The 26,007-nt window shown below is 64.9% G+C and carries 24 protein-coding genes; 18 read left to right on the top strand and 6 right to left on the bottom strand.

The genetic code is table 11. The features are described from left to right. The 3 genes from KBY95_RS12720 to KBY95_RS12710 form a co-directional block, all read right to left on the bottom strand. The coding region (locus KBY95_RS12720) for a Rho termination factor N-terminal domain-containing protein (RefSeq protein ID WP_254965437.1) at positions 1–265 on the bottom strand (265 nt) is incomplete at its 3' end. Positions 266–493: 228 nt separating this feature from the next. After that, positions 494–1,258 carry a phycobilisome rod-core linker polypeptide gene (locus KBY95_RS12715; RefSeq protein WP_254965429.1) on the bottom strand — a complete coding sequence of 255 codons (765 nt, stop codon included), beginning with the start codon at positions 1,256–1,258 and terminating at the stop codon, positions 494–496. Between the two features lie 115 nt (positions 1,259–1,373). Then, positions 1,374–2,018, bottom strand: coding sequence for a phycobiliprotein lyase (locus KBY95_RS12710; RefSeq protein WP_254965427.1), 645 nt, complete (start codon positions 2,016–2,018; stop codon positions 1,374–1,376). A 64-nt stretch (positions 2,019–2,082) separates the two neighbouring features. Here KBY95_RS12710 and KBY95_RS12705 point away from each other — a divergent pair, with 64 nt between their 5' ends. After that, positions 2,083–2,973 (top strand): EamA family transporter, encoded by an 891-nt coding sequence (locus tag KBY95_RS12705; RefSeq protein ID WP_396095022.1) that lies wholly within the window; start codon positions 2,083–2,085, stop codon positions 2,971–2,973. Here KBY95_RS12705 and KBY95_RS12700 read toward each other — a convergent pair. Both KBY95_RS12700 and sufR read right to left on the bottom strand, forming a co-directional pair. Then, a complete protein-coding gene (locus tag KBY95_RS12700; RefSeq protein ID WP_254965423.1) occupies positions 2,933–3,307 on the bottom strand; it encodes a hypothetical protein in 375 nt (124 codons plus the stop codon). The two genes, KBY95_RS12705 and KBY95_RS12700, sit on opposite strands and share 41 nt — an antisense overlap. A 3-nt stretch (positions 3,308–3,310) precedes the next feature. Continuing rightward, positions 3,311–4,030, bottom strand: a complete 720-nt coding sequence (sufR, locus tag KBY95_RS12695) for an iron-sulfur cluster biosynthesis transcriptional regulator SufR (RefSeq protein WP_254965421.1) — start codon at positions 4,028–4,030, stop codon at positions 3,311–3,313. A gap of 192 nt (positions 4,031–4,222) precedes the next feature. Between sufR and KBY95_RS12690 the strand changes: the two genes are divergently transcribed. The 14 genes from KBY95_RS12690 to KBY95_RS12625 all read left to right on the top strand — a co-directional run bounded on the left by KBY95_RS12690 (position 4,223) and on the right by KBY95_RS12625 (position 18,948). Next, positions 4,223–4,588 (top strand): ferredoxin-thioredoxin reductase catalytic domain-containing protein, encoded by a 366-nt coding sequence (locus KBY95_RS12690; RefSeq protein WP_254954950.1) that lies wholly within the window; start codon positions 4,223–4,225, stop codon positions 4,586–4,588. Positions 4,589–4,605: 17 nt separating this feature from the next. Next, positions 4,606–6,048, top strand: a complete 1,443-nt coding sequence (gene sufB / locus KBY95_RS12685) for a Fe-S cluster assembly protein SufB (protein WP_254965419.1) — start codon at positions 4,606–4,608, stop codon at positions 6,046–6,048. Positions 6,049–6,120: 72 nt separating this feature from the next. After that, entirely contained in the window at positions 6,121–6,924 is an 804-nt protein-coding gene (gene sufC / locus KBY95_RS12680; RefSeq protein ID WP_254965410.1) for a Fe-S cluster assembly ATPase SufC, read from the top strand. Between the two features lies 1 nt (position 6,925). Next, the gene (sufD, locus tag KBY95_RS12675) at positions 6,926–8,176 is read left to right on the top strand and encodes a Fe-S cluster assembly protein SufD (RefSeq protein WP_254965408.1); all 1,251 of its coding nucleotides are present in this window, start codon (positions 6,926–6,928) and stop codon (positions 8,174–8,176) included. Positions 8,177–8,199: 23 nt separating this feature from the next. Continuing rightward, positions 8,200–9,480, top strand: coding sequence for a SufS family cysteine desulfurase (locus KBY95_RS12670; protein WP_254965436.1), 1,281 nt, complete (start codon positions 8,200–8,202; stop codon positions 9,478–9,480). Positions 9,481–9,923: 443 nt separating this feature from the next. Beyond that, positions 9,924–11,675 carry an Eco57I restriction-modification methylase domain-containing protein gene (locus KBY95_RS12665; protein WP_254965406.1) on the top strand — a complete coding sequence of 584 codons (1,752 nt, stop codon included), beginning with the start codon at positions 9,924–9,926 and terminating at the stop codon, positions 11,673–11,675. Continuing rightward, a complete protein-coding gene (locus KBY95_RS12660) occupies positions 11,675–12,412 on the top strand; it encodes a PaeR7I family type II restriction endonuclease (protein WP_254965405.1) in 738 nt (245 codons plus the stop codon). The genes KBY95_RS12665 and KBY95_RS12660 overlap by 1 nt, the downstream gene beginning before the upstream one ends. A gap of 1,027 nt (positions 12,413–13,439) precedes the next feature. Continuing rightward, positions 13,440–13,742 (top strand): type II toxin-antitoxin system RelE/ParE family toxin, encoded by a 303-nt coding sequence (locus KBY95_RS12655; RefSeq protein ID WP_254965404.1) that lies wholly within the window; start codon positions 13,440–13,442, stop codon positions 13,740–13,742. Continuing rightward, complete coding sequence (locus KBY95_RS12650) at positions 13,742–14,050, top strand: addiction module antidote protein (protein WP_254965403.1); 309 nt, start codon at positions 13,742–13,744, stop codon at positions 14,048–14,050. Before KBY95_RS12655 ends, KBY95_RS12650 begins: the two co-directional genes overlap by 1 nt. 195 nt (positions 14,051–14,245) lie before the next feature. Beyond that, the gene (locus KBY95_RS12645; protein WP_254965402.1) at positions 14,246–15,136 is read left to right on the top strand and encodes an alpha/beta fold hydrolase; all 891 of its coding nucleotides are present in this window, start codon (positions 14,246–14,248) and stop codon (positions 15,134–15,136) included. Next, positions 15,120–15,998 carry a DNA alkylation repair protein gene (locus tag KBY95_RS12640; protein WP_254965401.1) on the top strand — a complete coding sequence of 293 codons (879 nt, stop codon included), beginning with the start codon at positions 15,120–15,122 and terminating at the stop codon, positions 15,996–15,998. The genes KBY95_RS12645 and KBY95_RS12640 overlap by 17 nt, the downstream gene beginning before the upstream one ends. Positions 15,999–16,154: 156 nt before the next feature. Next, positions 16,155–17,615, top strand: coding sequence for an alpha/beta hydrolase (locus KBY95_RS12635; protein ID WP_254965400.1), 1,461 nt, complete (start codon positions 16,155–16,157; stop codon positions 17,613–17,615). Between the two features lie 33 nt (positions 17,616–17,648). Further along, complete coding sequence (locus KBY95_RS12630; RefSeq protein WP_254965399.1) at positions 17,649–18,491, top strand: ABC transporter six-transmembrane domain-containing protein; 843 nt, start codon at positions 17,649–17,651, stop codon at positions 18,489–18,491. A gap of 229 nt (positions 18,492–18,720) precedes the next feature. Further along, positions 18,721–18,948 (top strand): addiction module protein, encoded by a 228-nt coding sequence (locus KBY95_RS12625; RefSeq protein WP_254965398.1) that lies wholly within the window; start codon positions 18,721–18,723, stop codon positions 18,946–18,948. Positions 18,949–19,611: 663 nt separating this feature from the next. On the opposite strand, the gene KBY95_RS12620 is transcribed toward KBY95_RS12625, so the two are convergent. After that, the gene (locus KBY95_RS12620) at positions 19,612–20,319 is read right to left on the bottom strand and encodes a trans-aconitate 2-methyltransferase (protein ID WP_254965396.1); all 708 of its coding nucleotides are present in this window, start codon (positions 20,317–20,319) and stop codon (positions 19,612–19,614) included. A gap of 89 nt (positions 20,320–20,408) precedes the next feature. Here KBY95_RS12620 and KBY95_RS16305 point away from each other — a divergent pair, with 89 nt between their 5' ends. The 3 genes from KBY95_RS16305 (at position 20,409) to mtnA (ending at position 26,002) form a co-directional block, all read left to right on the top strand. Next, on the top strand, positions 20,409–23,240 hold the full coding sequence (locus tag KBY95_RS16305; RefSeq protein WP_261362654.1) for a cyclic nucleotide-binding domain-containing protein: 2,832 nt from the start codon (positions 20,409–20,411) through the stop codon (positions 23,238–23,240). 75 nt (positions 23,241–23,315) lie between these two features. Next, the gene (locus KBY95_RS12610; RefSeq protein ID WP_254965395.1) at positions 23,316–24,893 is read left to right on the top strand and encodes an amidase; all 1,578 of its coding nucleotides are present in this window, start codon (positions 23,316–23,318) and stop codon (positions 24,891–24,893) included. Then, positions 24,890–26,002 (top strand): S-methyl-5-thioribose-1-phosphate isomerase, encoded by a 1,113-nt coding sequence (mtnA, locus tag KBY95_RS12605; RefSeq protein WP_254965394.1) that lies wholly within the window; start codon positions 24,890–24,892, stop codon positions 26,000–26,002. The genes KBY95_RS12610 and mtnA overlap by 4 nt, the downstream gene beginning before the upstream one ends. The last annotated feature ends 5 nt before the right edge of the window (positions 26,003–26,007 follow it).

The raw sequence follows: 26,007 nt of genomic DNA, 5'->3' as shown, positions 1-26,007 counted from the left end.
CATGGAGAGCATCGCTGCGGTCGTCCTCGGAGATGTCCCAGAAGACGTAGGCCCACTGGGGATCACGGGGCAGGAAGACGACACGGGTCTCGGCGGCGGGCCGGGGGGCCGGGGGCATGTCGGCCTCGATGCGCTCAAGGCTCCGCCCTTCTCCCTCCTCCACCTGGCGGGTGCTGATGGCCTCCACCAGCTCCTCCTTGGATTTGCGGCTGTACAGAGAAACGCCGAGGTCACTGGCGATCTGCCGCAGCTGGCGCAGCGTCATCATCGCCAGGGAGGTCAGCGTCTTCTGGCTCACAACATCAGAATTCGTTTGGGATCAGTCTGGAGGACGTTTCCACCTTTGGGTGGCAACGCTCCCAAGTGGTCAGGAACCACTGACGGCCTGAGGCGCGCCCTGCCGCCACGGGCCAGCCCAGGACACAAAAGAGCCCTGCAGCAGTGACGCTGCAGGGCTCGGGCGGAAGGGCGCTTGGGCCGGAACGGCCCGATCTCAGCGACCGATGCTGCGGTAGGGCACCTTGGAGAGGTAGTCCATGCCGGTGTTGCCGGCGGCGGCGCCGCCGACGCCACGCAGGGCGGGCAGGGTGCGGACCCAGGGCAGGTAGTCCTGCGGGAAGCCACCGCGGCGCTGCTGGGCACGCTCGGGGAAGCTGCGGGTCTTGCCGGTGTAGACGATCTGGGGGAAGCCCAGGATGCCGCGGTAGTACGACTCGTAGCGGGGAGAGGTGAGGTTGAAGGGGGTCTCACCGACCTCGCGGGAGCCCACCACCCGGTTGCGGTGGAAGGGCACTGTGTCGTAGCCGAAGGCGTCGAGGTACTCCTGGGAGTCGAGGATGTCGTCGACCATGCCGCGGACCCCGCGGGTCATCAGCACGGCGGACCAGGCAATCTCCTCGGACTTGCCGTAGACCTGGCGGCCCAGCAGCTTCTCGACCAGGTGGCGGGCCACCCGGTAGTTGCTGTTGAGGTTGTAGAAGCTGCGGTTGAAGGTGTCCGACAGGCACAGGGAGCGGATGAAGTCCCGCACCGTGATCTGGCCGTCCCGCAGCTGGCTCTCAAGGGTGCGGTCGCGGTCGACTTTGAAGGCATGGAAGAAAATCTGGCGGTAAGCCGCTTCGATCACAAAGTTCTGATCTTCCCGGTCCATGGCCTTGTCCATGGACGCAGCCTTGGGGTCCTCGTCGGAACCCACCCGGAACGGCGTCACACGCGAGTTCTGGGTTGTGGGGGCGTACTTGAGGAGTGGAAGAGCCACGCGTGGTCCGGCATCCGTCGATGGGGATCGTAGAAGTAGGGCCGCGGCGCCCCCGGGCGCGGAAGGGCAGGGCTCACAGTCCGTAACGTTGGACACACCCCCAGCGGCGCCGATCTCACCAGCCCAGGGCTGACAGGCAGGCGGTTTCAGGGCTCGATTCGGGGCTGGTTGGGGTGGCGGACGCGGCGGCCGTGGGGCTGGCTGGGGGGGGCGAATCGCCTGCCGTCTCGCTGGGGATGCGGGTCTCGACGCAGAAGGAGGCGGTGTTGGAGAGCCCCTCGACCGTGCTGGTGCGCAGGCGCACATCGGGCCCGGCGAAGCTGAACCGCTCCAGGCTGTTCATCGTCTCGTAGCTGGTGGTGAGCAGCAGGCCGTCCCGGTCGTCCATGGCGAAATGGCCCGCCACCGGCGCCGTTTCGGCATAGCCGCGGTCGCGCAGCAGCAGGCCCTGGCGGCCGCGTTCATCGCTGGGGATCAGGCCGAAGACGCTTTCGCCCTCGTGGGCCTCGCCGGCTTTGTCCCAGGCCATTGAGCCGCTCCAGCGCACCCGGCAGCCCCCCACCAGGCCGGCCGGATCCTGGCCGTGCAGCACGGCGATCGCCTCCAGGCGCGGATCGTCCGCCTCCAGCTCCACCACTTCAATGAAGGAGCCGCCCGCTTCGGCGCGCCGGTGCAGCAGGTGGTGGCTGCTGCGCTGGGAACGCCAGCGCCCGCAGCTGAGCCGGAAGAAAGTGATGGCGTCGGCGATGGATCCGCTCACGGGGCCTCAGGCGAAGGGGCGCGATCAGGCGATGATCGCAACTCTCCCACCCTCCTGCGGCCCCTTGTCCGCCGCTCCCGTCGCCGCCGCGCTTGCGGCCGCGTTCTGCTGGGCCTTCGCCAGCCTGCTGTGGCGCCGGCTGCCCACCTCCCTCTCGGCGGCCCGGCTGAATCTGCTCAAGAACCTGCTGGCGGTGGCCCTGCTGCTGCCCCTGGCCCTGGCGCTCCCCTGGCAGGTGGCGCCGCGCTCGCTGCTGCTGCTGGCCCTCAGCGGGGTGCTGGGGATCGCTCTGGGGGACACATTGTTCTTCGCGGCCCTGCGGCGGCTGGGTACGCGGCGCACCCTCACCATCGACGCCGGCGGTCCGGCGGTCACCAGCCTGGCGGGGGTGGCGCTGCTGGGGGAGGTGCCCCGGCTGGCCCAGTGGCTGGGGATCGCGCTGATCAGCCTGGCGGTGCTGCTGGTGGTGCATCAGCGTGCCCCCCGGGAGGACCAGCCGGAGGGCGCCGAAGGGGTGGGGGTGGCCCTGGCCCTTGGGGCCCTGGCCTGCGGCAGCGGCGGAGCGCTGCTGGCCAGGGCGGGGCTGCTGGCCGGGGGGCCGGAACCGCTGCAGGCCGCCACCTTGCGGCTGGGGGCGGCGGCGGTGGTGATGCTGCCGCTGCTGGTGGGACTGGCGCGGGCCGCCCAAGGGCCCCGGCCGGCCAGCCGCCGCTGGCCCCTGGCCCTGGCGGCCACCCTGCTGGGCACCAGCGCCGGGATCGTTCTGCAGCAGACCGCCCTGGCGGGTCTGCCGGGGGGGCTCGCCGTGGCCCTGCTGTCGACGGCGCCGGTGATGGCCCTGCCCCTGGCGGCCCTGGAGGGGGACAGGCCCGGCTGGCGGGGGGTGGTGGCCGCCGCCGCCGCCCTGGCCGGGGTCAGCCTGGTGGCTGGCCTGGTGGGGCTGCCGGGGGCCTGACGCGACGGTCGGCCTCCTGGGTAGCCCAGTGGATCAGATCGGGAAGATCGAGGGCCAGGGGCTCCCGGCTGGCGGCGGTGGCGATGGCTGCCAGCTGTTGCCCCACGCCGTCCAGTTGGTTGAGGAAGGCATCGGCGAAGCCGGGATCCTCCTGAATCACCGGCTGCTGGCGGGCCCAGGCTTCGATCGCTCCGGCCGGGGGGAGTGGCCCGCCCTGGGCGCCGGCGATGGCCTGGAGGGTGCGCAGGCCATGGGCCAGGAGCCGCAGGTGGTGGCGCTCCAGGGTGGGGAGCAGGCTGGCCTCCAGCTCCTGCAGCTCGTCAGGGCTGAGCACGGCTCAGGGGGCAGGGGCGGGGCTGGCAGCCAAGGGGGCGATGCGGAAGCCGCAGCTGTGGCCGCCCTCCAGGCGCCAGTGGACGCGATCCACGGCGCAGTCGGGGAAGGTGTGGCGGATCAGGCGCAGCTCCTGGTCGCAGACCACTGGGTATTTTTCGGCGATGCGCACCACCGAGCAGTGAAACTCACTGATCACCCAGGCAGGTGCAGGTGTGGCGCCGCTGGAATTGGGGTCGTCGTCGCGGCGGCATTCGGCCACGTAGCCCTCCTTGCGCCGCAGTTCCACCAGTCGCTCAAGCCGCTGGCCCAGGGGGCCGCTGCCGATCAGGCGGCGGTAGTCGGCGGCCTTCTGTTCGGCCTGCTGGCGAAGCACCAGCTCCAGGGTGTCGGCGGGCAGGTTTTCGGTGAGGGTATGGAGCAGGCCGAGGGCGAAGTTCTCGCTGCCGTCGGGGAAGCGGCCCTGGCCCTGGGCGGTGAGGCGCCAACGGTTGCTGGGCCGGCCGGGGCCCTCATGGGAGGGGCTGGCTTCCACCAGGCCGTCGTCCTCCAAGCTGCGCAGGTGACGACGCATCGCCTGCACTGACACCCCCAGGGATCCCGCCAGCTGGGCCGCCGTGGCTTCCCCTTCCCGGAGCAGCACCGACAGGGCTGCCTCCCGGGTGGGATGGGCCCCTTCGGCAGGGCCGGCCGCGGGGGCGGGTGACTGGGCGGGGGCGCTCATGACGGGCGTCTGACCAAAACACCATGCCACGCACTCAGGGGGAATGGGGGGCCGGCCGTGGTGCCCGCCGGGGCGTCACAATGACTTCTCCATGCCGCCAATGGACTGCGCCTGTGCCTTAGGCTCCCGTAGTAACGAAACCAAAGTGTTTCGTTATTCGATCCACCGGTGCACGCAACCGACGCTCTGCCCATGACCGACGCCTCCACCACCACGACCCCCGCCGCCGGTGCCGAAAGCCTGGAAGTGATCCGCCGTTTCGCGGAAACCTACGCCCAGCGCACCGGCACCTATTTCTGCAGCGATCCAGGGGTCACCGCGGTGGTGCTGGAGGGTCTGGCCCGGCACAAGGACGAACTGGGCGGTGCCCTCTGCCCCTGCCGCCACTACGAAGACAAGGAGGCCGAGGTGGCCCAGGCCTTCTGGAACTGCCCCTGCGTGCCGATGCGCGAACGCAAGGAATGCCATTGCATGCTCTTCCTCACCGAAGACAACCCCTTCCGCGGCGAGGAGCAGACCATCAGCCTCGAAGACATCCAGACCCTCACCGCCGGCTGAACCGGCCCCTTTTCCCCATGGCGAGCAGCGCAACCGTCGGCGATCTGGTGAGCCAGCCGTACAAGTACGGCTTCGTCACCGACATCGAAACCGAGAAGATCGCCAAGGGGCTCAGCGAAGATGTGGTGCGGCTGATCTCCGCCAAGAAGCAGGAGCCGGCCTTCCTGCTCGATTTCCGCCTGCGCTCGTACCGCCAGTGGCTGCAGATGGAGGAGCCCGACTGGGCGTCCTTGGGCCATCCGCCGATCGACTACCAGGAGATCATCTACTACGCGGCCCCCAAGCAGCAGGAGAAGAAGGCCAGCCTCGATGAGGTGGACCCGAAACTGCTGGAAACCTTCGAGAAGCTCGGCATCCCCCTGAGCGAGCAGAAGCGCCTCTCCAACGTGGCGGTGGATGCGGTGTTCGACAGCGTTTCGATCGCCACCACCTACCGGGAGAAGCTGGCCGAGCATGGGGTGATCTTCTGCTCGATCAGCGAGGCGGTGAAGGACCACGCCGACCTGATCGAGAAATACCTCGGCACGGTGGTGCCCGGCAACGACAACTACTTCGCGGCCCTCAATTCGGCCGTGTTCAGCGACGGCTCCTTCGTGTTCATTCCGAAGGGGGTGGAATGCCCGATGGAGCTCTCCACCTACTTCCGCATCAACTCCGGCGACACCGGCCAGTTTGAGCGCACCCTGATCGTGGCCGAGGAAGGGGCTTCGGTGAGCTACCTGGAGGGCTGCACGGCGCCGATGTTCGACACCAACCAGCTGCACGCGGCGGTGGTGGAGCTGGTGGCGCTCGATGACGCCTCGATCAAGTACTCCACCGTCCAGAACTGGTATGCGGGGGATGAGAACGGCAAGGGGGGCATCTACAACTTCGTCACCAAGCGGGGCCAGTGCCGTGGTGATCGCAGCCACATCAGCTGGACCCAGGTGGAAACCGGCTCGGCGATCACCTGGAAGTACCCCAGTTGCGTGCTGCAGGGGGCGGATTCGGTGGGCGAGTTCTACTCGGTGGCCCTCACCAACAACCGCCAGCAGGCCGACACCGGCACCAAGATGATCCACGTGGGCCCCCGCACCCGCTCCACGATCGTGAGCAAGGGGATCAGCGCCGGCCATTCCTCCAACAGCTACCGGGGGCTGGTGCAGCTGGGCCCCAAGGCCGTGGGCGCCCGCAACTACAGCCAATGCGATTCGATGCTGATCGGCGACCAGGCCGCCGCCAACACCTACCCCTACATCCGCTCCCAGCAGCCGGAGGCCCGCATCGAGCACGAGGCCAGTACCTGCCGCATCTCCGCCGACCAGCTCTTCTATCTGCAGAGCCGGGGGATCGCCTTCGAGGAGGCGGTGTCGATGATGGTGAGCGGCTTCTGCCGCGACGTGTTCAACCAGCTGCCGATGGAGTTCGCCGCCGAGGCCGACAAGCTCCTGGCCCTCAAGCTCGAGGGTTCGGTCGGCTGATCCCGGCCCGCGGCCACCCCGGCCGGCCCCACGCTTTTCCCCTGTCCCTTCCCTGCCCTTTTCTCCCCCGCCGTGATCCGCCCCGACGCTCCCGTACTGCTCGAGATCCGTGATCTCACGGCCCGCGTGGAGGACCAGCCGATCCTCAAGGGGGTGTCCCTGACGATCCGCGCCGGTGAGATCCATGCGGTGATGGGCCGCAACGGCAGCGGCAAGAGCACCCTCTCCAAGGTGCTGGCGGGCCACCCGGCCTACACCGTCACCGGCGGCAGCGTGCGCTACATGGGCGACGACCTGCTCACGCTGGAGCCGGAACTGCGGGCCCGTGCCGGCCTGTTCCTCGGCTTCCAGTACCCGGTGGAGATCCCCGGGGTGAGCAACCTGGAGTTCCTGCGGGTGGCCACCAATGCCCGCCGCGCCGGCAAGGGGGAGGAGGAGCTCGACACCTTCGCTTTTGAGGATCTGGTGCGCGAACGGCTGCAGGTGGTGCAGATGGATCCGGCCTTCCTGGAGCGCAGCGTCAACGAGGGCTTCTCCGGTGGCGAGAAGAAGCGCAACGAGATCCTGCAGATGGCCCTGCTCGAACCCCTGGTGGCCGTGCTCGATGAAACCGACTCCGGCCTCGACATTGATGCCCTGCGCATCGTGGCCGGCGGCGTGAACCACCTGGCCGGCCCCGACAACGCCACCCTGCTGATCACCCACTACCAGCGGCTGCTGGATGTGATCACCCCCGACTACGTGCACGTGATGGCGGCGGGCCGGATCCTGCGCACCGGCGGCAAGGAGCTGGCCCTGGAGCTTGAGGAGCGCGGCTACGACTGGGTCGATGCCGAACTGGCGGCGCTGGAGCGCACGCCGGCGGAGGTGGGCTGAGATGGTGGCCGCTTCGCTCTCCACCCCCACAGCCACCGCCGGCACCGCCCCCGGCAGCTGGGTCTCCGCCCTGCTGGCGGACGCCGCCGGTGGCGCCGATGCCCGGGCCGCCCAGGCCCTGGCGCAGACCCCGCTGCCAACGCGGCGTGATGAGGCCTGGCGCTTCACCGACCTGGCCCCGCTCACCGCCCTGAAGCCCACGCTGCTCAGGCCTGCCCCTGGAACGCATCCGGAGCCGGCGGCAGGAAGCCTGAGGCTGACCCTCGATGGCCACAGCGATCCCCTGGCCGGAATCAGCCTGCCGGCGGGTCTCGAGCCCATCACAGGAGCCGGGCTGGGTGAGAGCCTGGGCCAGGTGCTGGCCGCCACCGGCAGCGCCGAGCTCTGGCCGGTGCTGCTCAACGGCGCCACGGCCCGCAACGTCCTGGCCCTTCGGGTGCGCGGCACGGTTGCCACCACCCTGGAGCTGGTGAGTGACGCCGGCGATGGCGAGGGCATCCTGCCCCTGCGGCTGCTGCTGGTGCTGGAACCCGATTCCTCCCTTGAGATTTTGCAGGTGCACCGCAGCGCTGGGGCCAACCTCACCAGCGTGGTGCTGGAGGCCCGCCTGGGCGAGGGCGCCGAACTGCGCCACGGCCTGCTGGCGCCCGGCGCCGAAGCGGGCTGCCTGCTCGCCACCGTCGCGGTGGAGCAGGCCACGGGCAGCCGTTACAGCGGCGTGAGTGCCCACGGCGGCTGGGCCCTGGGGCGGCTGGAGCCGCGGCTGGTGCAACGCGAGGGGGCGGCCCACAGTGCCCTCAAGGCGCTGCAACTGGCGGATGGCCGCCAGATCAGCGACACCCACAGCCAGATGGTGTTCGAGGGGCCGGACGGGCGGCTGGAGCAATTGCACAAGGCGGTGGCCGATGGCCAGGGCCGCAGCGTGTTCAACGGGGCGGTGCAGGTGCCCCGTGCAGCCCAGCGCACCGATGCGGCCCAGCTGAGCCGCAACCTGCTGCTGTCGGATCGGGCCCGCATCGACACCAAGCCCGAGCTGGAGATCGTCGCCGACGACGTGCGCTGCGCCCATGGCGCCACCGTGAGCCGGCTGCAGCAGGACGAACTCTTTTACCTGCAGAGCCGCGGCATCGCCGCCGACCAGGCGGCCCGGCTGCTGCTGCGGGGCTTTTGCGAAGAGGTGCTGCAGGAGCTGCCCGCCGCTGCTTCCGCCTGGCAGCCCCTGGCCAGCCTGCTGGGGGAGGAGGGCCGATGACGGCGACCTCCACCAATTCCCCGATGGTCGCGGCGCCGCCGCTGGCCGGTGCCCCATTGGTGGCCGACCTGGCGGCGTTGACCCGCCCCGATTTCCCCCTTCTGAGCCAGACGGCCTGCCTGGGCCAGCCGCTGATCTACCTGGATTACGCCGCCACCAGCCAGAAGCCGCGCCAGGTGCTGGAGGCGCTGCAGCAGTACTACAGCCTCGACAACGCCAACGTGCACCGCGGCGCCCACCAGCTGAGCGCCCGTGCCACCGACCATTTCGAGGCGGCCCGGGGCAAGGTGGCTGCCTTCATCGGGGCCGCCAGCGCCCGGGAGATCGTGTACACCCGCAATGCCACTGAGGCGATCAACCTGGTGGCCCGCACCTGGGGTGACGCCAACCTGCGGGAGGGCGATGAGGTGCTGCTGTCGGTGATGGAGCACCACAGCAACCTGGTGCCCTGGCAGCTGCTGGCGGCCCGGACGGGGTGCGTGCTGCGCCATGCGGGCGTCACCGAGAGCGGTGAGCTGGATCTGGAGGACCTCAAGGCCAAGCTCAGCGATCGCACCAGGCTGGTGAGTCTGGTGCACGTGAGCAACACCCTGGGCTGCCTCAATCCGATCGAGGCGGTGGCCACCCTGGCCCACGGGGCCGGCGCCCTGCTGCTGGTGGATGCCTGCCAGAGCCTGCCCCACAAGCCGGTGGACGTGGCCGCCCTCGGGGCCGATTTCCTGGTGGGTTCCTCCCACAAGCTGTGCGGGCCCACGGGCATGGGCTTCCTCTGGGCCCACGAGGCGCTGCTGGAGGCGATGCCGCCGTTCCTGGGGGGCGGCGAGATGATCCACGACGTGTACCTGGACCACAGCACCTGGGCCGATCTGCCCCACAAGTTCGAAGCCGGCACCCCGGCGATCGGTGAGGCGATCGGCATGGGTGCGGCCCTCGATTACCTGCAGAACCTGGGCATGGAGCGCATCCACGCCTGGGAGCAGCAGCTCACCCGGCGCCTGTTCGAGCGGCTCCAGGCCATCGACGGCGTGCGGATCCTGGGGCCAGCGCCGGACCAGCAACCCGACCGGGCCGCGTTAGCGGCCTTCAGCGTGGACGGCCTGCACGCCAACGACATCGCCGCCCTGCTGGATTCGGCGGGAGTGTGCATCCGCAGCGGCCACCACTGCACCCAGCCCCTTCACCGCCACTACGGCCTGGCCAGCTCCGCCCGCGCCAGCCTGGGCTTCACCACCACCCCGGAAGAGATCGACCGCTTCGCTGAGGAGCTGGAGGGCACGATCGGGTTTCTGCGGGAGCACAGCTGAGGCTAGGGCGGGAGAACTTGAGCGAGCTGTTGAAGAACCACCAGGCTGAGGTTTTCGATCAGGAAGCTCGCCTGGCTTTGTCCTTGCTCTTCATTTAGCTTCCGCAAGGACCCTGGAAGCCATCTGTATCGGTCTGAACATGTGGATATCGGACCCGTGAACCATCGTTATCGTTGGCTGGTCCGAAGCGGGTCAGTCCTGCATTGCAAGGGGTTTGGCGGACGTCAGTTCGAAGCTCCGGCGTGGTTCACGGAAGGATGGGGCCGCCATCGAGTGGATATCGGAAACCGTCTAATTGGCGTTAGATCCATCAGTGGACCTCTCGCCATTCCATTCTTTCTTGCTGCCGATCTGTGCCGCTAGGTAGCATCCTGAAACCATCCCAGCCTGGCTGGGATGCACGCTTGGCAGCCGAGCGTTGATGCAGTACGCTTGCACTACAGATGGGGGGCTCTGAATTGCAAGCTGTTCAGGGGATGCTCCCAATCCCTTTCCCTGGCGCAATCAACGCTGGCCGATCAGATCGAGTACAAAAAGCCATTGATTCACTGGCAAGCTCTGGAGGCATTGAGGCAAGAGGCGCTGTTTATACAAAGTCAGAGGTAGTTGATTTTATTCTCGACCTTGCTTCTGCGCGATATTCTTCTGATTTAACTGGAATCAGATTCCTTGAGCCCTCATTTGGGGGTGGAGATTTTCTGATCCCGTTGCTGAAGCGAATATTGGCCTCGTGGCGATCAAAGCATGGAGAATCTCCATCTGCAACCGCCATAGAAGACACCTTGGTTGGCTTTGAGCTTCACACTGAAACGTTCTCAAGAACAAAGGACTTAATTCGCAATGCCTTGATTGAGGAAGGCTTCACCCATGAAGATTCCAAATATCTGGCGGGCAAGTGGCTTTATAATGACGACTTCCTGCTGGCAGATGCTGGCAACGAATTCAATGTCATCGTCGGCAATCCTCCATATGTGAGACAAGAACTGATCCCTGCACCTCTTCTTCACGAATATAGACTTAGATTTCACACATTCTACGATCGAGCTGATATCTATATCCCGTTCATTGAGAAGTCCCTGAGTTCACTGGTGCCAAGCGGGGTACTTGGCTTCATCTGCGCTGATCGCTGGATGAAAAATAAGTATGGCGGGCCATTGCGAAAGATGATTTCCGAATCATTTCATTTTAAGATCTACGTTGATATGGTGCAGACACAAGCCTTTCAGGAGGATGTATGCGCGTATCCTGCAATTACCATAATCACGAGAGATCGTCCTAGTATTACTAGAATTGCTCGCAATCCGTCTCTAAGCAAGGAAGCGCTGAAACAGATTACTCACCAGTTGATCTCAGAGGAAAGCGCCCAATTCCTGGCACCCCTTGAATCTACGGCACTGGCTCCTAGCACATCACCATGGTTGCTAGGAAGTGACGATCAGGTTGATCTAATTCGACAAATAGAAGCTGATTATCCCCTACTCGAAGATGCAGGATGCAAGGTGGGCATTGGCGTTGCTACTGGTGCCGATCGTGTTTTCATCGCTGATTATGAAAAGCTGGATATTGAGCCCAGCCGCAAGTTAAAGCTAGTGAGAACTAGAGATATTGCTACCGGCCAGGTAAAGTGGCTCGGCAAAGGGATAGTCAATCCCTTTCTTGACGATGGGAGGCTTGTTGGATTAGCTGACTATCCGAAGCTAGAACGGTATTTGCAAAAGCACAGAGACGTGGTTCTTGCCAGACATTGTGCCCAAAAGAATCCACGAAACTGGTACAGGACTATCGATCGGATAACTCCGTCGCTGGCTGCGCGTCCGAAGCTGCTGGTACCAGACATTAAAGGTGAATCGCATATTGTATATGAGGAAGGAGAATTCTACCCGCATCACAATCTGTATTACATGATCAGTGATGAGTGGGATCTGCGCTGTCTTCAGGCTGTTCTAATGTCATCGCTCACTCGGGCGTTTATTGCAATGTACTCCACACGTATGCGAGGTGGATTCTTGCGGTTCCAAGCTCAGTATCTCCGTAGAATCAGAGTCCCATGCTGGAGCGCAGTATCAGATGGCATGAAAGCCGAACTTCTTGAAGCCGCAGCGTCTCGGGATATTGATGCGTGCAACGATGCAGTCTGCTCTTTATATGACCTCAAGATCGATGACCTCATCAAGCTTCATGAGGCCACACTCTGATGACACTCAATCTTGCCGACTACAAAAAGAAAGCGCATGAAGCAGTCAAGGAATTCTGGGGCAGTCGGGAAGAAGCCAAGACTAGACAGATCGCATCTGGCAAGGCAGATCAAGGGGAGCGCTCAGGTGTCACATCGGGCAAAAATTTGGATGGCTTTCTTTCCCTCGTTATCGATATTATTCGACTCAATGGGCTCGATAGTGCTCAGATTCATATAAATAGAGCAATGCTGACTCTGCCGGGCTTCTTTAGGTCTACGAAATTGTGGGACATTCTGGTGCTCCAGCGTGGCGAGCTCATCGCTGCAATAGAGCTTAAAAGTCAGGTGGGATCGTTTGGGAATAACTTCAATAACCGTACCGAAGAGGCGATCGGTACTGCGCATGATCTGTGGACTGCCTACAGAGAAGGAGCTCTTGGGAATCAGCCCAGGCCATTCGTAGGCTGGCTGATGATGGTAGAGGATTCAACTGCATCACGAAAAGCAGTTCGAGATGCTTCGCCTCATTTCCCTGTCTTTACAGAGTTCCAAGGTGCTTCATACCTAAGCAGATATGACTTGCTCTGCCAGAAGCTTGTCAAAGAAGGGCTTTACACTTCAGCCTGTCTTCTTGCATCCCCACGAGATGCTGTGACTTCCGGCGAATTCTCAGAGCTTTCGCCGATGACTAGCCTGAAGACATTTGTCACTTCTCTTGCGGGGCATATTGCCTCAGAATCTGCACGCCTTTCGTGAATGAGGATCTAACAAGCCCATCGAGTGGACAGGCCGCCTACATATTTTTGCTTCGCCACCATAAGCTCCTTGCCTGCCACTCATGGGCAGCGTTCGAAGGATCGCGACTTCGCCCCAGCTTGTTGAGCTTAGCTTGTCTTGTCTATATCTCTCACAGTCTCTGGCGCTGCACCACAGATCATTATCTAGCGCGTATCTGAATTCCTAGCCCCTCACAAAAGGCAACTGTCTGGGGCTCCTTCCCCATCAGACCGCGTTCAACTTCCATTCGGTAAGGAGAAGACTCTCTTGCAATCCGAATACCATCTTTCCAGAAGAATGCACGACTCCTATCCCCATCCACATCCCAAGCTCTCATCTCTGCAACTTGCTGCTGTGTATACCCAAGATGAATCAGCACGGTCATCATGGCCTTCTTGATCTCCAAAGTATTCTCATATTCTCTCGCGTTGTTTAATGCACCAGTCTCTTTGATCGAATGCATATTATCAGTCTTCCATTGCTGCGTTTTTGCTTTGTAGATTGAGCAGGCACTCCGAGAATCCCCAGGAAAGACCCTTGCGGCAGACTGGAATGTATCCAGAAACAAAACTGTTAGCGCAGCAAAGAAGCAAGCTCTCGGGGTCGCGAAAGCCATTGCTCTAAAGTGTTGCTTTTCTTCGGTATGACATCACGATCGCACGCTTCCAAGCCTGCTATTCCGAAACTGCCGAAGTTGGTCTTCTCTTGTATGCCATAGTTAATGTGTGTGGAATAATGATTTATCAGAATCTTCGCCAGAGCTTTGGTGAAACAGGAGGCAGAGGTTCTATGAGTGCTGCTTGGAAGGTGAAGGTACACAGTATTGCCTGTTGAGAGGCGACTCTTCGAACAAGCCCCTCGAGTGGACAGGCCACCACCGATTCCCTCCGGGTGCTCTAAAATCTCTGCCTGCCACTCAGGGGCAGCGTTCGAAGGATGTGTTGTCCTTGATGGGAGCCAGCAAGGCAGCGTTGCATGGTCGTAGCCAGGAGGCTACAGTTGTTGTATGGTTGAAGTCCGCCAGACAGAGCGGTTTGTCCGATGGCTTGAGGGTCTCCGTGATCTGAGAGCCCGAGCGAAGGTTCAGGCCAGGATCGAGCGCCTCATCGGCGGCAATCCTGGTGACGTCAAGCCTGTTGGGGCCGGCGTGTCGGAGTTGCGGATCAACTACGGCCCTGGATACAGGGTCTACTACCTGCAGAGGGGAACCGCCTTGATCATCCTTTTGGCTGGCGGAGACAAGAGCTCACAAGCAAAGGACATTGATGAGGCCCTTCTGCTGGTAGACAACCTGACGGAGGAGATCTGATGAAAACCACGACCACCCCCTACGACGTTGCCGAGTATCTACGAACACCGGATGAGATGGCGGCTTACCTGGAAGCCTGCATCGAGGAGGCGGATGGTGATGCGGCCTTCATTGCCAAGGCCTTGGGCGACATTGCACGGGCCCAGGGGATGACCCAAGTGGCCAGAGACTCAGGACTTTCCAGGGAGAGCCTCTACAAGGCCTTGTCTGGAGAGCGCAGTCCTAGCTTTGACACCATCCTGAAAGTGGTCACGGCCCTGGGTCTGAAGTTGAGCGCGAGCGTGAGAAGCGAAGCGGAAGTGACTTGAGCTTTGCAGATGAGGTGTAGGTCAGTAAACGCTGCCTGTTGAGATGCGACACCTTCGAACAAGCCCCTTGAGTGGACAGGCCTCCACGGGTTCACTTCTGGTACCAGATACAGATACTCTTGGCCTGCCACTCAGGCGCAGCGTTGAGGTGTTGACATCCTCCTAAAGTGGATAAGCTCACTTGAGGAAGTTTAGTTGGCACGTGAAGGATCTTTCCAAGTCGGCAACCGAACTCTCACTTATCTTGAAACCGGCGACGACGGCGGACCCCTTGTCATCCATAATCACGGTGGACCCTCCAGCCGCCTGGAGGCGAATCTCTTTGACTCGTCTGCCAGGGCCCATGGGCTGAGGTTTGTCTGTGTGGATCGGCCGGGTATCGGCGGGTCTGATCCTCAGCCGGGCCGTACGTTCGCGTCATGGGCCAACGACCTCCTGGCCTTGGCCGATTCCTTCGAGGACCAGCACTTTGCGGTCACTGGCTGGTCTGAAGGGGGCCCGTGGGCCCTTGCCGCCGCTGCTTACCTGGACCCTGGTCGTCTTGCCAATGTCACCTGCATCGCTGGCGCCAGCTACGGAACGTTGGGAGCCAACTGGGCCGTGAAGTACCAAAGCAGCGTTGATGCGCTTGGTGGGCGCCTGGCGTTGCATTTCCATCCTGGCTTCAGACTCATGTATGAACTGCTTGGCCTGAGTGCTACCCGCTTTGAGGCGAGCTACTTACAGGCTCTGAAGAAGTCGATTGGCCTCTCTGATCAAGCAGTCCTGTCAGATGAGGAGGTCTGTCAATCCTTTCTGGATGCATCGCGAGAGTGTTTTCATCATGGCGCTGAAGGACTTGTCGCTGACGCCACGATGCTCTACGAAGCCTGGCCCTTCGATATGACCGTAGTCACGCGTCCGGTCCACTTCTGGCAGGGAACGGATGACAAACTGGTGCCTGAACCCATCAACAGGACGGTGGCGGACAAGACGCCTGGCGCCATCTGGCATTCCATCAGCGGCGGCGGCCATTTCATCGCCCTCAGCCATGCAGACGAAATTCTTGCTCAGGTGGCCAGCGACCTCGATGGCCATCAGCATTGATCCGGCCACCATGACACCTCGAGTACCCACACTCCCTTCGGCACCGCGCTCCATTCAGAAGGGCACGCCTCTGAAGCTCCTGCTCGGCCAGGAGGCCCTTGAGTGTCTGGCGAACAACATCCAGTACGTCGATCCAGAGTTTCCGGCCAGCCGATTTAGTGAATCGGCATACACAGGGATTGAGCCCCTATCCATCATGCAGCGAGGCCTGTATGTCGCCAAGGCACTTCATGCCTTCCTGCCTGGGAACTACGAAGAGGCCGTTCAGATCCTCATGGCGTCGTTGACGCCGGAGAAGCCAGATGCAGAAGACTTGGGGCTGGCTGGCTTTTTCTATCTTCCACACAGCTTCTTTATTTCTGAGTATGGGCAGGATGAACAACACAACAGCGGCAGCGACCCCTTTGAGACGTCGATGCTTGCTTTGCATGCCCTCACCAAGCGGTTCACCTCGGAATTTGCCATCCGCACGTTTCTGATCCAGCAGCAAGCGCGCACCTTGGAGATGGTTGATCAGTGGATCACCGACCCCAACCCGCATGTGAGGCGCCTCTGCAGTGAGGGGACGCGGCCCAGGCTCCCCTGGGGGAAACGCCTACCTTCGTTTGTTGCCGATCCGAGGCCAACGTTGCCCATCCTTGAATCTCTGAAGAACGATCCGTCCCTTTATGTGCGCCGCAGCGTTGCCAACCACCTGGGGGATATCGCCAAAGACCATCCGGAACTCGTCTATGCCACCTGTGAGCGTTGGATGCGGTCGGGAGCCTCGACAGATCTGCTATGGCTGATCCGCCATGCGGTTCGCTATCCAGCCAAACATGGAGATGCACGTGCGCTGAAGATCCGTGCAGCATCTTGCTAACATCCAGTGAGTCTTTAGCGCCGAATGAAGAACGACTGTTTTGATTCGCGATCACGCCAAGCCCTTCTTGGGAAGTCAGCGTCAACTCCGTTGTTCCGATTGTCGCTTCTTACCTTTGCTGTCGTCGCTGCAGGCGGATCCGCGCCTGGCCAAGCCGTGCAAGGTGCGGCCACGTTTGGCCCGGCATGGCAATCCGTCGACTGCAAGACCTTCGACGTGCCCGCCGCCATCGCCGCCCAGTCAGATTGCGGCTACGTCACCGTCCCTGAGCAGCATGCGAAGCCCCGGGGACGCACCATCCAGCTCGGTGTGATCCGCACCCGCAGCACGGGCAAAACCCCTGCGGCTGATCCCCTGTTCATCGAACAGGGTGGCCCTGGGGATTCCACCATCGGCGACATTGCCAATGGAGCCCTGCCGAAGTTCCCCGAACTCCAGGCGTTGCTGCAGGGCCGTGATCTGATCTTCGTGGAGGAGCGGGGGACTCGGTATGCCAAACCCTTCCTCTATTGCCCTGAGCTGAATGCCCACAACATCGCTGTGGCGCAGGGGAAGCAGAACTACACCGATCCAGGCTGGATCAGGGCCTGCAACGCTCGTCTGAAGGCGCAGGGGATCAATCCCAGCGCCTTCAACACCGGCGAGAATGCGGCCGATATCTACGCCGTCGCTGAGACGCTGGGCTATCCGGCCTTCAATTATTACGGCGTTTCCTATGGCACGTTGTTGGGGCAATACGTCATCGCCCAGGCTGACAAGCACAGGCCGAAACTCCGGAGCGTGATCCTCGACGGCGTCGTGCGGCCGGATCTTGATTTCAATCTGGCCTCGAGCCATACGATCAGCTACGCCCTGAGGAACGTGTTCCGCGCCTGCGCGCAGGATCAAGCGTGCAATGCGGCCTACCCGAATCTTGAGCCGACGTTTCTGGCCATCGTCGATCGGCTCAACCAGAAGCCCATCCCCCTGACCCTCACCATTCCCTCGACGAAGGCGACCTTCACCACCCAGCTCGACGCCAAGGCCTTCGTCATGGGCGTCGTGCCCTATCTCGCCCGGCCCTATTCCGGTGAATCCGCGCGCGGCAGTTCCCTGCCCCGGTTCATTCACGCCGCCAGCCAGGGCAACGTCGGCTGGATCGCCGAATCCCTGTCGGATCTCGAACCGAGGGGGGCCAGGGAGATGTATCACACGGTCCTCTGTGCCCGGGGGCGATCGGTGCGGGTCCAGCCCGCCCAGGTGCTGCCGGCGCCCTATCCGCAGCTGCTCCCCCTGGGCCTGCGCGAAGCCGAGGCGGTCAACAACGCCTGTGACGTGCTCCAGGTGGAGCAGAAACCTCCCTTTGACACTGCCAATCCGCAGATCCCCACCCTGGTGCTGAACGGCAGCTACGACCCGGTCACGCCAGCCCCCTACGGAGAAGCCGTGGCCAGCAACCAGACCACCGCCTACGTGGTCACCTTCCCCGGTGTCGGCCATGGGGCGCTGTTTGCGCCGCAGGGGATGGCCGCCGCCGCCTGCGTGTCACAAATCGCCGCCGACTTTCTGGCCAACCCCAGCCAGGCACCCGACCGCCGTTGCCTGGCCCAGGTCCAGCCGGCGTTCGTTGTGGAGTGAGCGCTGCCAGGCTGGGGACTTCAGGGCCCGGTGATGCCGCAGACGCTCCTTTCCACCCTCTCCAGGGCTGAGCGGCTGTCGATCGCCGGCACCTATTCCCTGACCCTGCTGGAGAACCTCTGCATGCTCGCCTATCCGGCGCTCACCGGCTGGGCGGTCGATGGGCTGCTGAAGAACAGCTACCGGGGCCTTTCGGCGCTGATCGCCGTGTGGCTGGTGCACCTGGTCACGGCCTTCGTACGCCAGCGCGTCGACACCCGGGTCTTCATGGGCCTTTATGCCCGCCTCGCCGTGCGCACCGTGGCCGAGCAGAAGCGCCTGGGCCACGGCACGAGCATTGTGTCGGCGCGGGTCGAGATGATGCGCGACATGGTCGGCTTCTTCGAGGCCGACGTGCCGGCCATGTTCTCCCAGGTGGTGACCGTGGTCGGCTCGCTGGTGATGCTGTTCACCTACGACCTTGAGGCAGGATTCATCGCGATGGCGGTGCTGCTGCCGATGGGACTCGTCAACGCCTGGTACTGGCGGCGCGCCCTGCGCCTGCACCGCGGCCTCAACGACCAGATCGAGCGCGAGATCGCGGACATCGAGGCGGCGCGCCCGCTGCGCCTGCGGCGCCACTTCGGCCGGGTGCGGCGCTGGCATGTGCAGCTCTCCGACAGCGAATCGTGGACCTGGACCGTGACGGAGCTCGCCACGATCGTGGCGCTGGTGGTGCTCCTGATCGATTTCACCCGATCGCCGGTGTTCAGCGCTGGCGCGATCTATGCGGTGCTCGCCTATGTGTTCGATTATCTCGAGGGCCTCGACAGCGCTCCGGCGCTGGTGAACAACGTCGCCCGGCTTCGGGATATCCGGGCGCGGCTGGGAAGCTGAGCGGGAGCCCATGGCAGCGTGCATCCACGGCTATTGCTGGAGCTCCCGAAAGGGAACCGTACGTTCCCGCAATGGTTCTTCTGCAAGCCAGCCTGATGACCCAGGGTCATTCAAGCAAGGTACGGGCAGTCGTGCTTGGTTTGCGGGAACCATCCCAACCGCGTTAGGTGTGCTCGAAATCGTAGAAAAACGGAGTAGAATCCCAACTCATAAAGATGGGTTGAGTGCCATGTCAGCCTTGCTGAAGAACATTGAGGAGCAGGCACGGGCTCTTGGCGCGGAAGACCGCGCAAGGCTTGCTGAGACCATGCTGGAGTCATTGCATACGCCAATCACTGAAATCGAAGCTGCTTGGGCAGAAGAAATCGAAGACCGTGTTAGTGCATTTGATCGTGGAGAGATGTCTGCTCACGCGGCCGAAGAAGTTTTTGCTGAGGCACGTCGAATTCTGAGGTGAAGCGCGTACGCTTTGTCGCTCCTGCTAGACGCGAGCTTCTTTCAGAAGTTGCCTATTGCAACTCCAAAGAGCTTGGACTTGGCGCTCGCTTCCTTGTTGCCATTGAAGATGCACATGCTCCCGCCTTAGTCTACCCTCTCACAGGGACGCCAGCATCAGAAAATACTCGTCGAGTGTTCCTCAGGGACTTCCCCTTCTCGCTTGTTTATCGACCGCATGACGATGGCATTGTTGTCTTTGCTCTTGCGCATCACGCACGTTGCCCAGAGTACTGGCGGAGCCTGATTGATGCTTCAGGCCCTCTGCGGCTTGGTGATGGTAATCGTTCGTCAACCCAAGCCATGATCTTGCGATTCAAAGCGCTTTTAACTCTTGGGCATTGGGCTTCGCGGCCTTTTCCCTACTTGCTGCGGTCACGTATGCACGGCAGCCGGGTAGCGCCCTATCACCTGTACTCACCCCTGGCGCAGGCCTCTACGTCGTCCTGAACGGATCTCTGCTGTTCGGTAGCGGCTTTGGACGCTATGGAAATTTTCTGGTTTTCGTTTTTGGCTCGGCTGCAGGATGGGCAAGTCTGCTTGTTGCTTTGCTTCTTCTCGTGCGCAAAGTCGTGTCGAATCGACGCCCGAGCCAGAACTGAGATGGGGGCATCAATGCTGCTTGCTAGGCCCGAGTGAGCGCCGCCAGGGCTTCGGCCCGGTGGTCGCCCTGCCAGAGCCACTGCCACGTCCATCCGCAGGCTTCGGCGCTGCGGCGGATGGCGTCGCGTTCGGCGGGGAAGTCGAACTGGTTGAGGTGGTCGATCACCGGCTGCTGCTGCCCGGGCGCCAGCACGCCCCAGTCATTGCGGATCCGGTCCACGTAGCGCGCCACATAGGCCGGGCGGTCTTCCCCGGGCGGGCGGAACACGTCGGCCCAGAGGAACAGGCCGTTTGGAGCCAGATGGCGGCGGCAGAGCTGCAGGAAGCGGGCCTTGTCGTCGTCGCTGAGATGGTGAATGGCGAAGGCGGAATGGAGCAGATCCACCGGTTCGGGTCCCGGTTCGGCTTCGGCCCAGGCCAGCAGATCCTGCTCCCGCCACTGGCAGGAGTAGGGCACCGCGCCCAGGGCGGCTGCGGCCCGGGGCAGCACCGCGGCGGAGAGATCCACGCCCAGGTAGGAGCCCAGCGGCAGGCCTTGCAGCAGCGGGGCCATCACGGCCAGGTCGCCGCAGCCGAGATCCACCATCCGGGGCGGCGCCGAGCCGGCCGGCCGTGCCGCCAGCCAGGCCCCCAGCGCCTGGCCCAGGGCCGCCGTCAGGGCCCGGTGCTGCATCAGGTCGTGGTCCACCACGGCGCGGTAGGTGGACCACTGGCGATCGAAGAAGTCCATCCGGTGGCGCGGGCGTCAGCCTCAACCCTGAGGATGGCAGCCCTTGGCCCCCAACACCCCCGGCCAGTCAGCTTTCTGAGGCCATCGCTATGGTCAGCGCCACCGGTGGATTGCAGCGAGGGCTATCAGTGACGGAACGGCGGATGCATCTGGTGCGTTGGGGGCTCACCACCGGCTGGCTGCTGATCATCCTTTCCCTGCTTTACGACCCGTTCACGCCCCAGTTCACCGAGCCCGACCACCCCTGGAGCCCCCTGCGCCTGCCACAGGGGTGCGTGCCGGTGCAGGGAGCCTGCCTGACGGAGGCCCCCTATCCCCTGGGGACCACGGAGTTCTGGGGGGTGGTGGTGCCGTCGGCGATTTTCGTCCTGCTGGTGTTCGGCCATGAGCTTTGGCGGCGGATCTGCCCGCTTGCGTTCCTCTCCCAGATTCCCCGCGCCCTGGGGCTGCAGCGCCAGATCGCCAAGGTGAACCCCAAAACCGGTGAGAAGCGCCTGCAGCTGGCCAAGGTGCCGGCCGATTCCTGGCTGGGCCAGCACTACTCCCGGCTCCAGTTCGGCTGGCTGTTCGTCGGCCTCTGTGGCCGCATCCTGTTCTTCAACGCCGACCGTCTGGTGCTGTTCGGCTGGCTGACCTTCACGATCCTCTGTGCCATCGCCGTGGGCTGGCTCTACGGCGGCAAGAGCTGGTGCCAGTACTTCTGCCCGATGGCGCCGGTGCAGAGCATCTTCTCCACCCCCACCGGTCTGCTGGGCAGCAAGGCCCACATGGCCAGCTCGCCGATCACCCAGTCGATGTGCCGCAGCGTGCAGCCCGACGGCAGCGAACAGAGCGCCTGCGTGGCCTGCCAGCAGCCTTGCATCGACATCGACGCCGAGCGCACCTACTGGGCCCGGCTGCCCACCCCGGCCTTCGCTTTCGAGCGCTATGGCTACGTGGGCCTGGTGGTGGGTTATTTCCTCTACTACTACCTCTACGCCGGCAACTGGGAGTACTACTTCTCCGGCATCTGGCTGCGTCAGAGCGACCAGCTGGCCCAGCTGCTGCGGCCGGGGTTCTATCTGTTCGGACAGGCAATCAATATTCCCAGGCTGGCGGCCGTGCCCCTGTTCCTGGGCCTGTGCACCTGGCTGGGTCTGCTGGCGGGCCGGGCGATCGAGTCGGCGCTGCGGACCCGGGTGCGCCGCCGCGGCGGCGAGCCCGATCGCAACCGGATCCGGCACCAAGTGTTCGTGGTGGCCACCTTCCTGGTGTTCAACTTCTTCTTTCTGTTCGCCGGCCGGCCGCTGCTGCTGCTGGCGCCGGACTGGGTTCAGTACCTGTTCGACGTCACCCTGGTGGCCGTCAGCACCCTGTGGCTTTACCGGGCCTGGAACCGCTCCCCCGATCTCTATGGCCGCGAGAACCTGGCCGAGCGCTTCCGCAAGCAGCTCACCCGCCTGGATCTGGACGTGGGTCTCTACCTCGATGGCCGCTCCCTGGCCGACCTGGGCACCGAGGAGGTGTACGTGCTGGCCAAGGTGCTGCCAGGTTTCACCGGCCAGAAGCGGCATGAGGCCTACAAGGGTGTGGTGCGGGAGGCCCTCGAGGAGGGTTTCGTCAATGCCGCCAGCAGCCTGGAGGTGCTCAAGCAGATGCGCCTCTCTCTCGGCATCACCGATGGCGAGCACCGCAAGCTGCTCGAAGAGCTCGGCGTCGAGGATCCCGGCCTGCTCGATCCCGACAGCCGCCGCAGCCTGGAGGACCAGATCCGCCTCAGCGGCTACCGCAAGTCCCTGGAGCGGCTGATGCTGGTCCAGCGCCTCGGGGAAGGCCCTGGCCCTCAAGATGGCGCTGCCCTGCAGGCGTTGCGGCGTGAATACGGCATCTCCTCGCGCGAGGAGGAGCAGGTGCTGGACGACCTCTCCCCCGCCGCGGCGGCGATCCACAAGGTGGAGCTGTTGCTGGAGCGGCTGCCGGCCCTCACCGACGGCTACCGCGCCCTGCACCAGAGCGCCCTGCGCCATCAGTCCGCCGTGCTGGCCCTCCTCGACGACCGGCTGCAGCTGCGCAAGGAGCTGACGCTGCGGGCGATCCTCGATGGCCTGGCCACCCTCCAGGAGGATCCGGCGGTGCCGGGCCTGGTGCAGCGGCTGCAGGCCATCGCGCCACTGGAGCTGCCGGAGTTGCTGCGTCAGGAGGGCTGGGAGCGCCGCCTGCCGGCGGCCGTCGCAGGCACCCTTTCCCACCCTGGTGGTGAGGCTCCCTCCTGTTCCCTGGAGGTGCCCGTCGACGAAACCCTCAGCTTCCTGGCCAGCCTGGCCGCCGATCCCAGTCCGAAACTGGCGGCCGCTGCCCTGTTCCTGACGGCCTGCCTCGATGGCGGCCGGGCCCGGTCCCTGGCGGCCGAGCTGGGTGTGACGGGGGCCCCACCCCTGCTGCGCCAGACCGCCCGGGCCGTCGAGGCCCTCCAAGGCCCCCCGGAGTTGCGGGGGTTCCCGGAGCTGGAGAAGCGGGTGTTCCTGGCCACCAGTGACTTCTTCCGCCGCAGCGATGCCGACACCCTCGATGCCCTCGCCACCCAGGCCGACGTGCGCACGTTCGCCAAGGGCGAACTGATCACCGAGACGGGCGACACCTGCCGCGAACTGCTGCTGCTGATCGAGGGCCGGGCCCGGGTCCTGCACCGGGACGGCGAGCGCACCTGGGAGGAGGATCTCCAGCCCGGCCGGGTGCTTGATGAGCTGCAGGTGCTCACCCACAGCGCCTCGGAGAGCACGATCGTGGCCGAGGCCGACGGCACCCGCCTGCTGGCCGTGCCGGTGGATTCCTTCGATGCGGTGCTGGAGCGGGATCCCGATTTCGCCCGCCGGGTGCTGGAGCTGGAGAGCGGCCAGCTGCAGCGGCTGATGCGGGCGTCGGCGGTATCACCGGTCCCCTAGCGGAGCATGCAAAGGGCGACGCTGGCAGCGATCGGCAGGGGGCCCAGGGGGCTTGGGCTTGCCGTGCCACTGCTGATGGCCATGCTGCCTGCGCCTGCTGCGGCGGCGACTCCGGCGCCCAGCTGCGTGGCCAGGATCACGGCGGTGCAGAGGGAGATCCTGCATCGCAACCTGGCCACCGGCTCCGGACCGCCGCTCAACGCGTTCCAGCAGCTCAATCCCTATGCCCTTGAGCAGGCCGCCGCCCTCGATCGGGCCCGGGCGGCGGGCGCCCCCGCCGGCCCCCTCGACTGTCTGCCTGTGGCGGTGAAGGACAACTTTGCCAGCGCCGACCAGCCGATGGCCGCCGGTTCGCTGGCGCTGCTGGGCAACCAGCCCGCCGAGGACGCCGAGGCGGTGGCCCGCCTGCGGGCGGCCGGAGCGATCGTGATCGGCAAGACAACGATGGATGAGTTCGCCTTCGGCATCCGCGGGCTGTCGGGGGCGGCGGGCCGTGTCGGCAACGCCTACGACCCCTGGCTGGGCCCGGGGGGCTCCTCCTCCGGTTCCGCGGTGGCCGTCGGGGCCGGCTTCGTGCCGCTGGCCCTCGGCAGCGACAACTGCGGCTCCCTGCGCCTGCCGGCGGTCTACAACGGCGCCGTGACGCTCCGCTCCACCCAGGGGCGCTTCTCCAGCGCCGGCCTGCTGCCGATCGGCTTCGTCAATGGCACCCCGGGGTTGATCGCCCGCGACACGGGCCTGCTGGCCCGGGGGCTGGCCGTGCTCGACCCCACCTGGCAGGCCGAGCGCGCGGTGGCTCCGCCCGATCTGCGTGGCCGGCGGCTGGCGGTGCTGGCCCGGGCCGGCGATCAGGACCTGGCTCCCACCAGTGAGGCGGCCGCGGCGGCGCTAAGCCAGGCCGTGGACCTGCTGCGGGCCGCCGGAGCGGAGGTGGTCGAGGCGCTGGTGCTGCCGGGTCTCGACACCCGGCTGGGCCCGGCGTTCGTCAAGGGGTCCGGGCGTCGCATCGACGCCCAGCTGGTTCGCTACCCGGGCAGCCGGCGCAGCTGGGACGACATCTGCGGCTCCGGCCGCCTGCCGCCGGAGTGGACCCCGGCGGAATGCCGCACGCTGATGGCGAGCGATCCGGCGGCGGAGCAGCGGGCGCGTCGTCAGATGGCATCCAACCGCCGGCTGCTGGAGCAGGCCCTGCGGGCCCAGCGCCTCGACGGCCTGCTGCTGCTGCCCGATCGGCGCGGCGGCGCCCGGCGGGATCCTTCGCCTGCCATCACCTGCATGGTGAGCAGCACCAGCGGCCTGCCGGCGGTGGCCCTGCCGCTGGCCCTCGATCGCCGCGGCATGCCCGTGGGACTGGAGATCCTCGGCGCCAGCGGCGGCGACGAGGATCTGGTCGCCATCGCCGCGGTGCTGGAGGCGCAGCGCGGGCCGCTGCCGCCGCCCCGGGCCGTGGTGCCGGCCGGGCCCCCTCTGGATCTGGCGGGCCACAACCGGCTGGTGCCGCTGCTGGGCTGGCAGGCCTGGAAGAGCCGCCGCGGTGAGGCCCTGGGGGATCTCGATCCGGCCCGCTTCCGGCGCCTCACCGACGACCTGCTGAACCGGCCCGGTGATGGCGGAAAATCGATACTGGACCTCACCACCCCTGCTTCCCCATGAACATCGACGGCAGGCCCTGGCGCACCATCTGGCTGGAGGAGGGCGGCCGCTCGGTCGGTGTGATCGACCAGACCCTGTTGCCGCACCGCTTTCTCACCCGCTCGCTCACCAGCGTCGAGGAGGCGGCCGAGGCGATCGTCACCATGGTGGTGCGGGGGGCTCCCCTGATCGGCGTCACCGGGGCCTACGGGCTGATGCTGGCCCTGCAAGCCGATCCCTCCGACGCCTCCCTGGCTGCGGCCTTCGAGCGCCTCGATGCCACCCGCCCCACCGCCATCAACCTGCGCTGGGCCCTGGAGCGGGTGCGGGCCAGGGTGCTGCCCCTGGCGGCGGAGCAGCGCGCCGAGGCGGCGAAAGCCGAGGCGGCCGCCATCGCCGAGGAGGACGTGGCGATGTGTGAGGCCATCGGCGACCACGGCCTGCGCCTGTTCCAGGCGATCGCCGCCCGGCGCCCCGAGCAGCGCCGCGGCCAGCCCCTGAACGTGCTCACCCACTGCAATGCCGGCTGGCTGGCCACCGTCGACTGGGGCACGGCCCTGGCGCCGATCTACAAGGCGCACCGCTCTGGCCTGCCGATCCACGTGTGGGTCGACGAGACCCGGCCCCGCAACCAGGGGGCCAGCCTGACGGCCTTCGAGCTGGGCCGAGAAGGGGTGCCCCACACCGTCATCGTCGACAACGCCGGCGGGCATCTGATGCAGCACGGCCAGGTGGATGCGGTGATCGTCGGCACCGACCGCACCACCCGCACGGGCGATGTCTGCAACAAGATCGGCACCTACCTCAAGGCCCTCGCCGCCCACGACAACGGCGTGCCCTTCTATGTGGCCCTGCCCGCCTCCACCATCGACTGGTCGATCGCCGACGGGGTGGCGGAGATCCCGATCGAGGCCCGCTCCCCCCTGGAGGTGACCCGCATCGCCGGCAAGCCCGCGGCCGGGGAGCCCACCAGCGTGCAGCTGGTGCCCGACGGCAGCGAGGGCTTCAACCCCGCTTTCGATGTCACCCCCGCCCGGCTGGTGACGGCCCTGATCACCGAGCGGGGCGTGGCGCCAGCCAGCGAGGCGGGGCTGCAAGCCCTCTACGCCGCCCCGGTGGCTGCGGGCTGAACCCA

Source organism: Cyanobium sp. Aljojuca 7A6 (genome assembly GCF_024346455.1).
Taxonomy (GTDB): Bacteria; Cyanobacteriota; Cyanobacteriia; order PCC-6307; family Cyanobiaceae; genus Cyanobium.
Note: the sequence above shows the minus strand (reverse complement) of the source record. Positions and strands in the feature narration are given on the sequence as shown.

Excerpts from the sequence above, each read along its gene's own strand:
- KBY95_RS12665 (WP_254965406.1), top strand. The coding sequence starts at position 9,924 with ATGGGGGGCTCTGAATTGCAAGCTGTTCAGGGGATGCTCCCAATCCCT.
- KBY95_RS12620 (WP_254965396.1), bottom strand. The coding sequence starts at position 20,319 with ATGGACTTCTTCGATCGCCAGTGGTCCACCTACCGCGCCGTGGTGGAC.
- KBY95_RS12655 (WP_254965404.1), top strand. The coding sequence starts at position 13,440 with ATGGTTGAAGTCCGCCAGACAGAGCGGTTTGTCCGATGGCTTGAGGGT.
- KBY95_RS12660 (WP_254965405.1), top strand. The coding sequence starts at position 11,675 with ATGACACTCAATCTTGCCGACTACAAAAAGAAAGCGCATGAAGCAGTC.
- mtnA (WP_254965394.1), top strand. The coding sequence starts at position 24,890 with ATGAACATCGACGGCAGGCCCTGGCGCACCATCTGGCTGGAGGAGGGC.
- KBY95_RS12650 (WP_254965403.1), top strand. The coding sequence starts at position 13,742 with ATGAAAACCACGACCACCCCCTACGACGTTGCCGAGTATCTACGAACA.
- KBY95_RS12625 (WP_254965398.1), top strand. The coding sequence starts at position 18,721 with ATGTCAGCCTTGCTGAAGAACATTGAGGAGCAGGCACGGGCTCTTGGC.
- KBY95_RS12630 (WP_254965399.1), top strand. The coding sequence starts at position 17,649 with ATGCCGCAGACGCTCCTTTCCACCCTCTCCAGGGCTGAGCGGCTGTCG.
- KBY95_RS12670 (WP_254965436.1), top strand. The coding sequence starts at position 8,200 with ATGGTCGCGGCGCCGCCGCTGGCCGGTGCCCCATTGGTGGCCGACCTG.
- sufR (WP_254965421.1), bottom strand. The coding sequence starts at position 4,030 with ATGAGCGCCCCCGCCCAGTCACCCGCCCCCGCGGCCGGCCCTGCCGAA.
- KBY95_RS12610 (WP_254965395.1), top strand. The coding sequence starts at position 23,316 with ATGGCCATGCTGCCTGCGCCTGCTGCGGCGGCGACTCCGGCGCCCAGC.
- sufB (WP_254965419.1), top strand. The coding sequence starts at position 4,606 with ATGGCGAGCAGCGCAACCGTCGGCGATCTGGTGAGCCAGCCGTACAAG.
- KBY95_RS12640 (WP_254965401.1), top strand. The coding sequence starts at position 15,120 with ATGGCCATCAGCATTGATCCGGCCACCATGACACCTCGAGTACCCACA.
- KBY95_RS12690 (WP_254954950.1), top strand. The coding sequence starts at position 4,223 with ATGACCGACGCCTCCACCACCACGACCCCCGCCGCCGGTGCCGAAAGC.
- sufD (WP_254965408.1), top strand. The coding sequence starts at position 6,926 with ATGGTGGCCGCTTCGCTCTCCACCCCCACAGCCACCGCCGGCACCGCC.
- KBY95_RS16305 (WP_261362654.1), top strand. The coding sequence starts at position 20,409 with ATGGTCAGCGCCACCGGTGGATTGCAGCGAGGGCTATCAGTGACGGAA.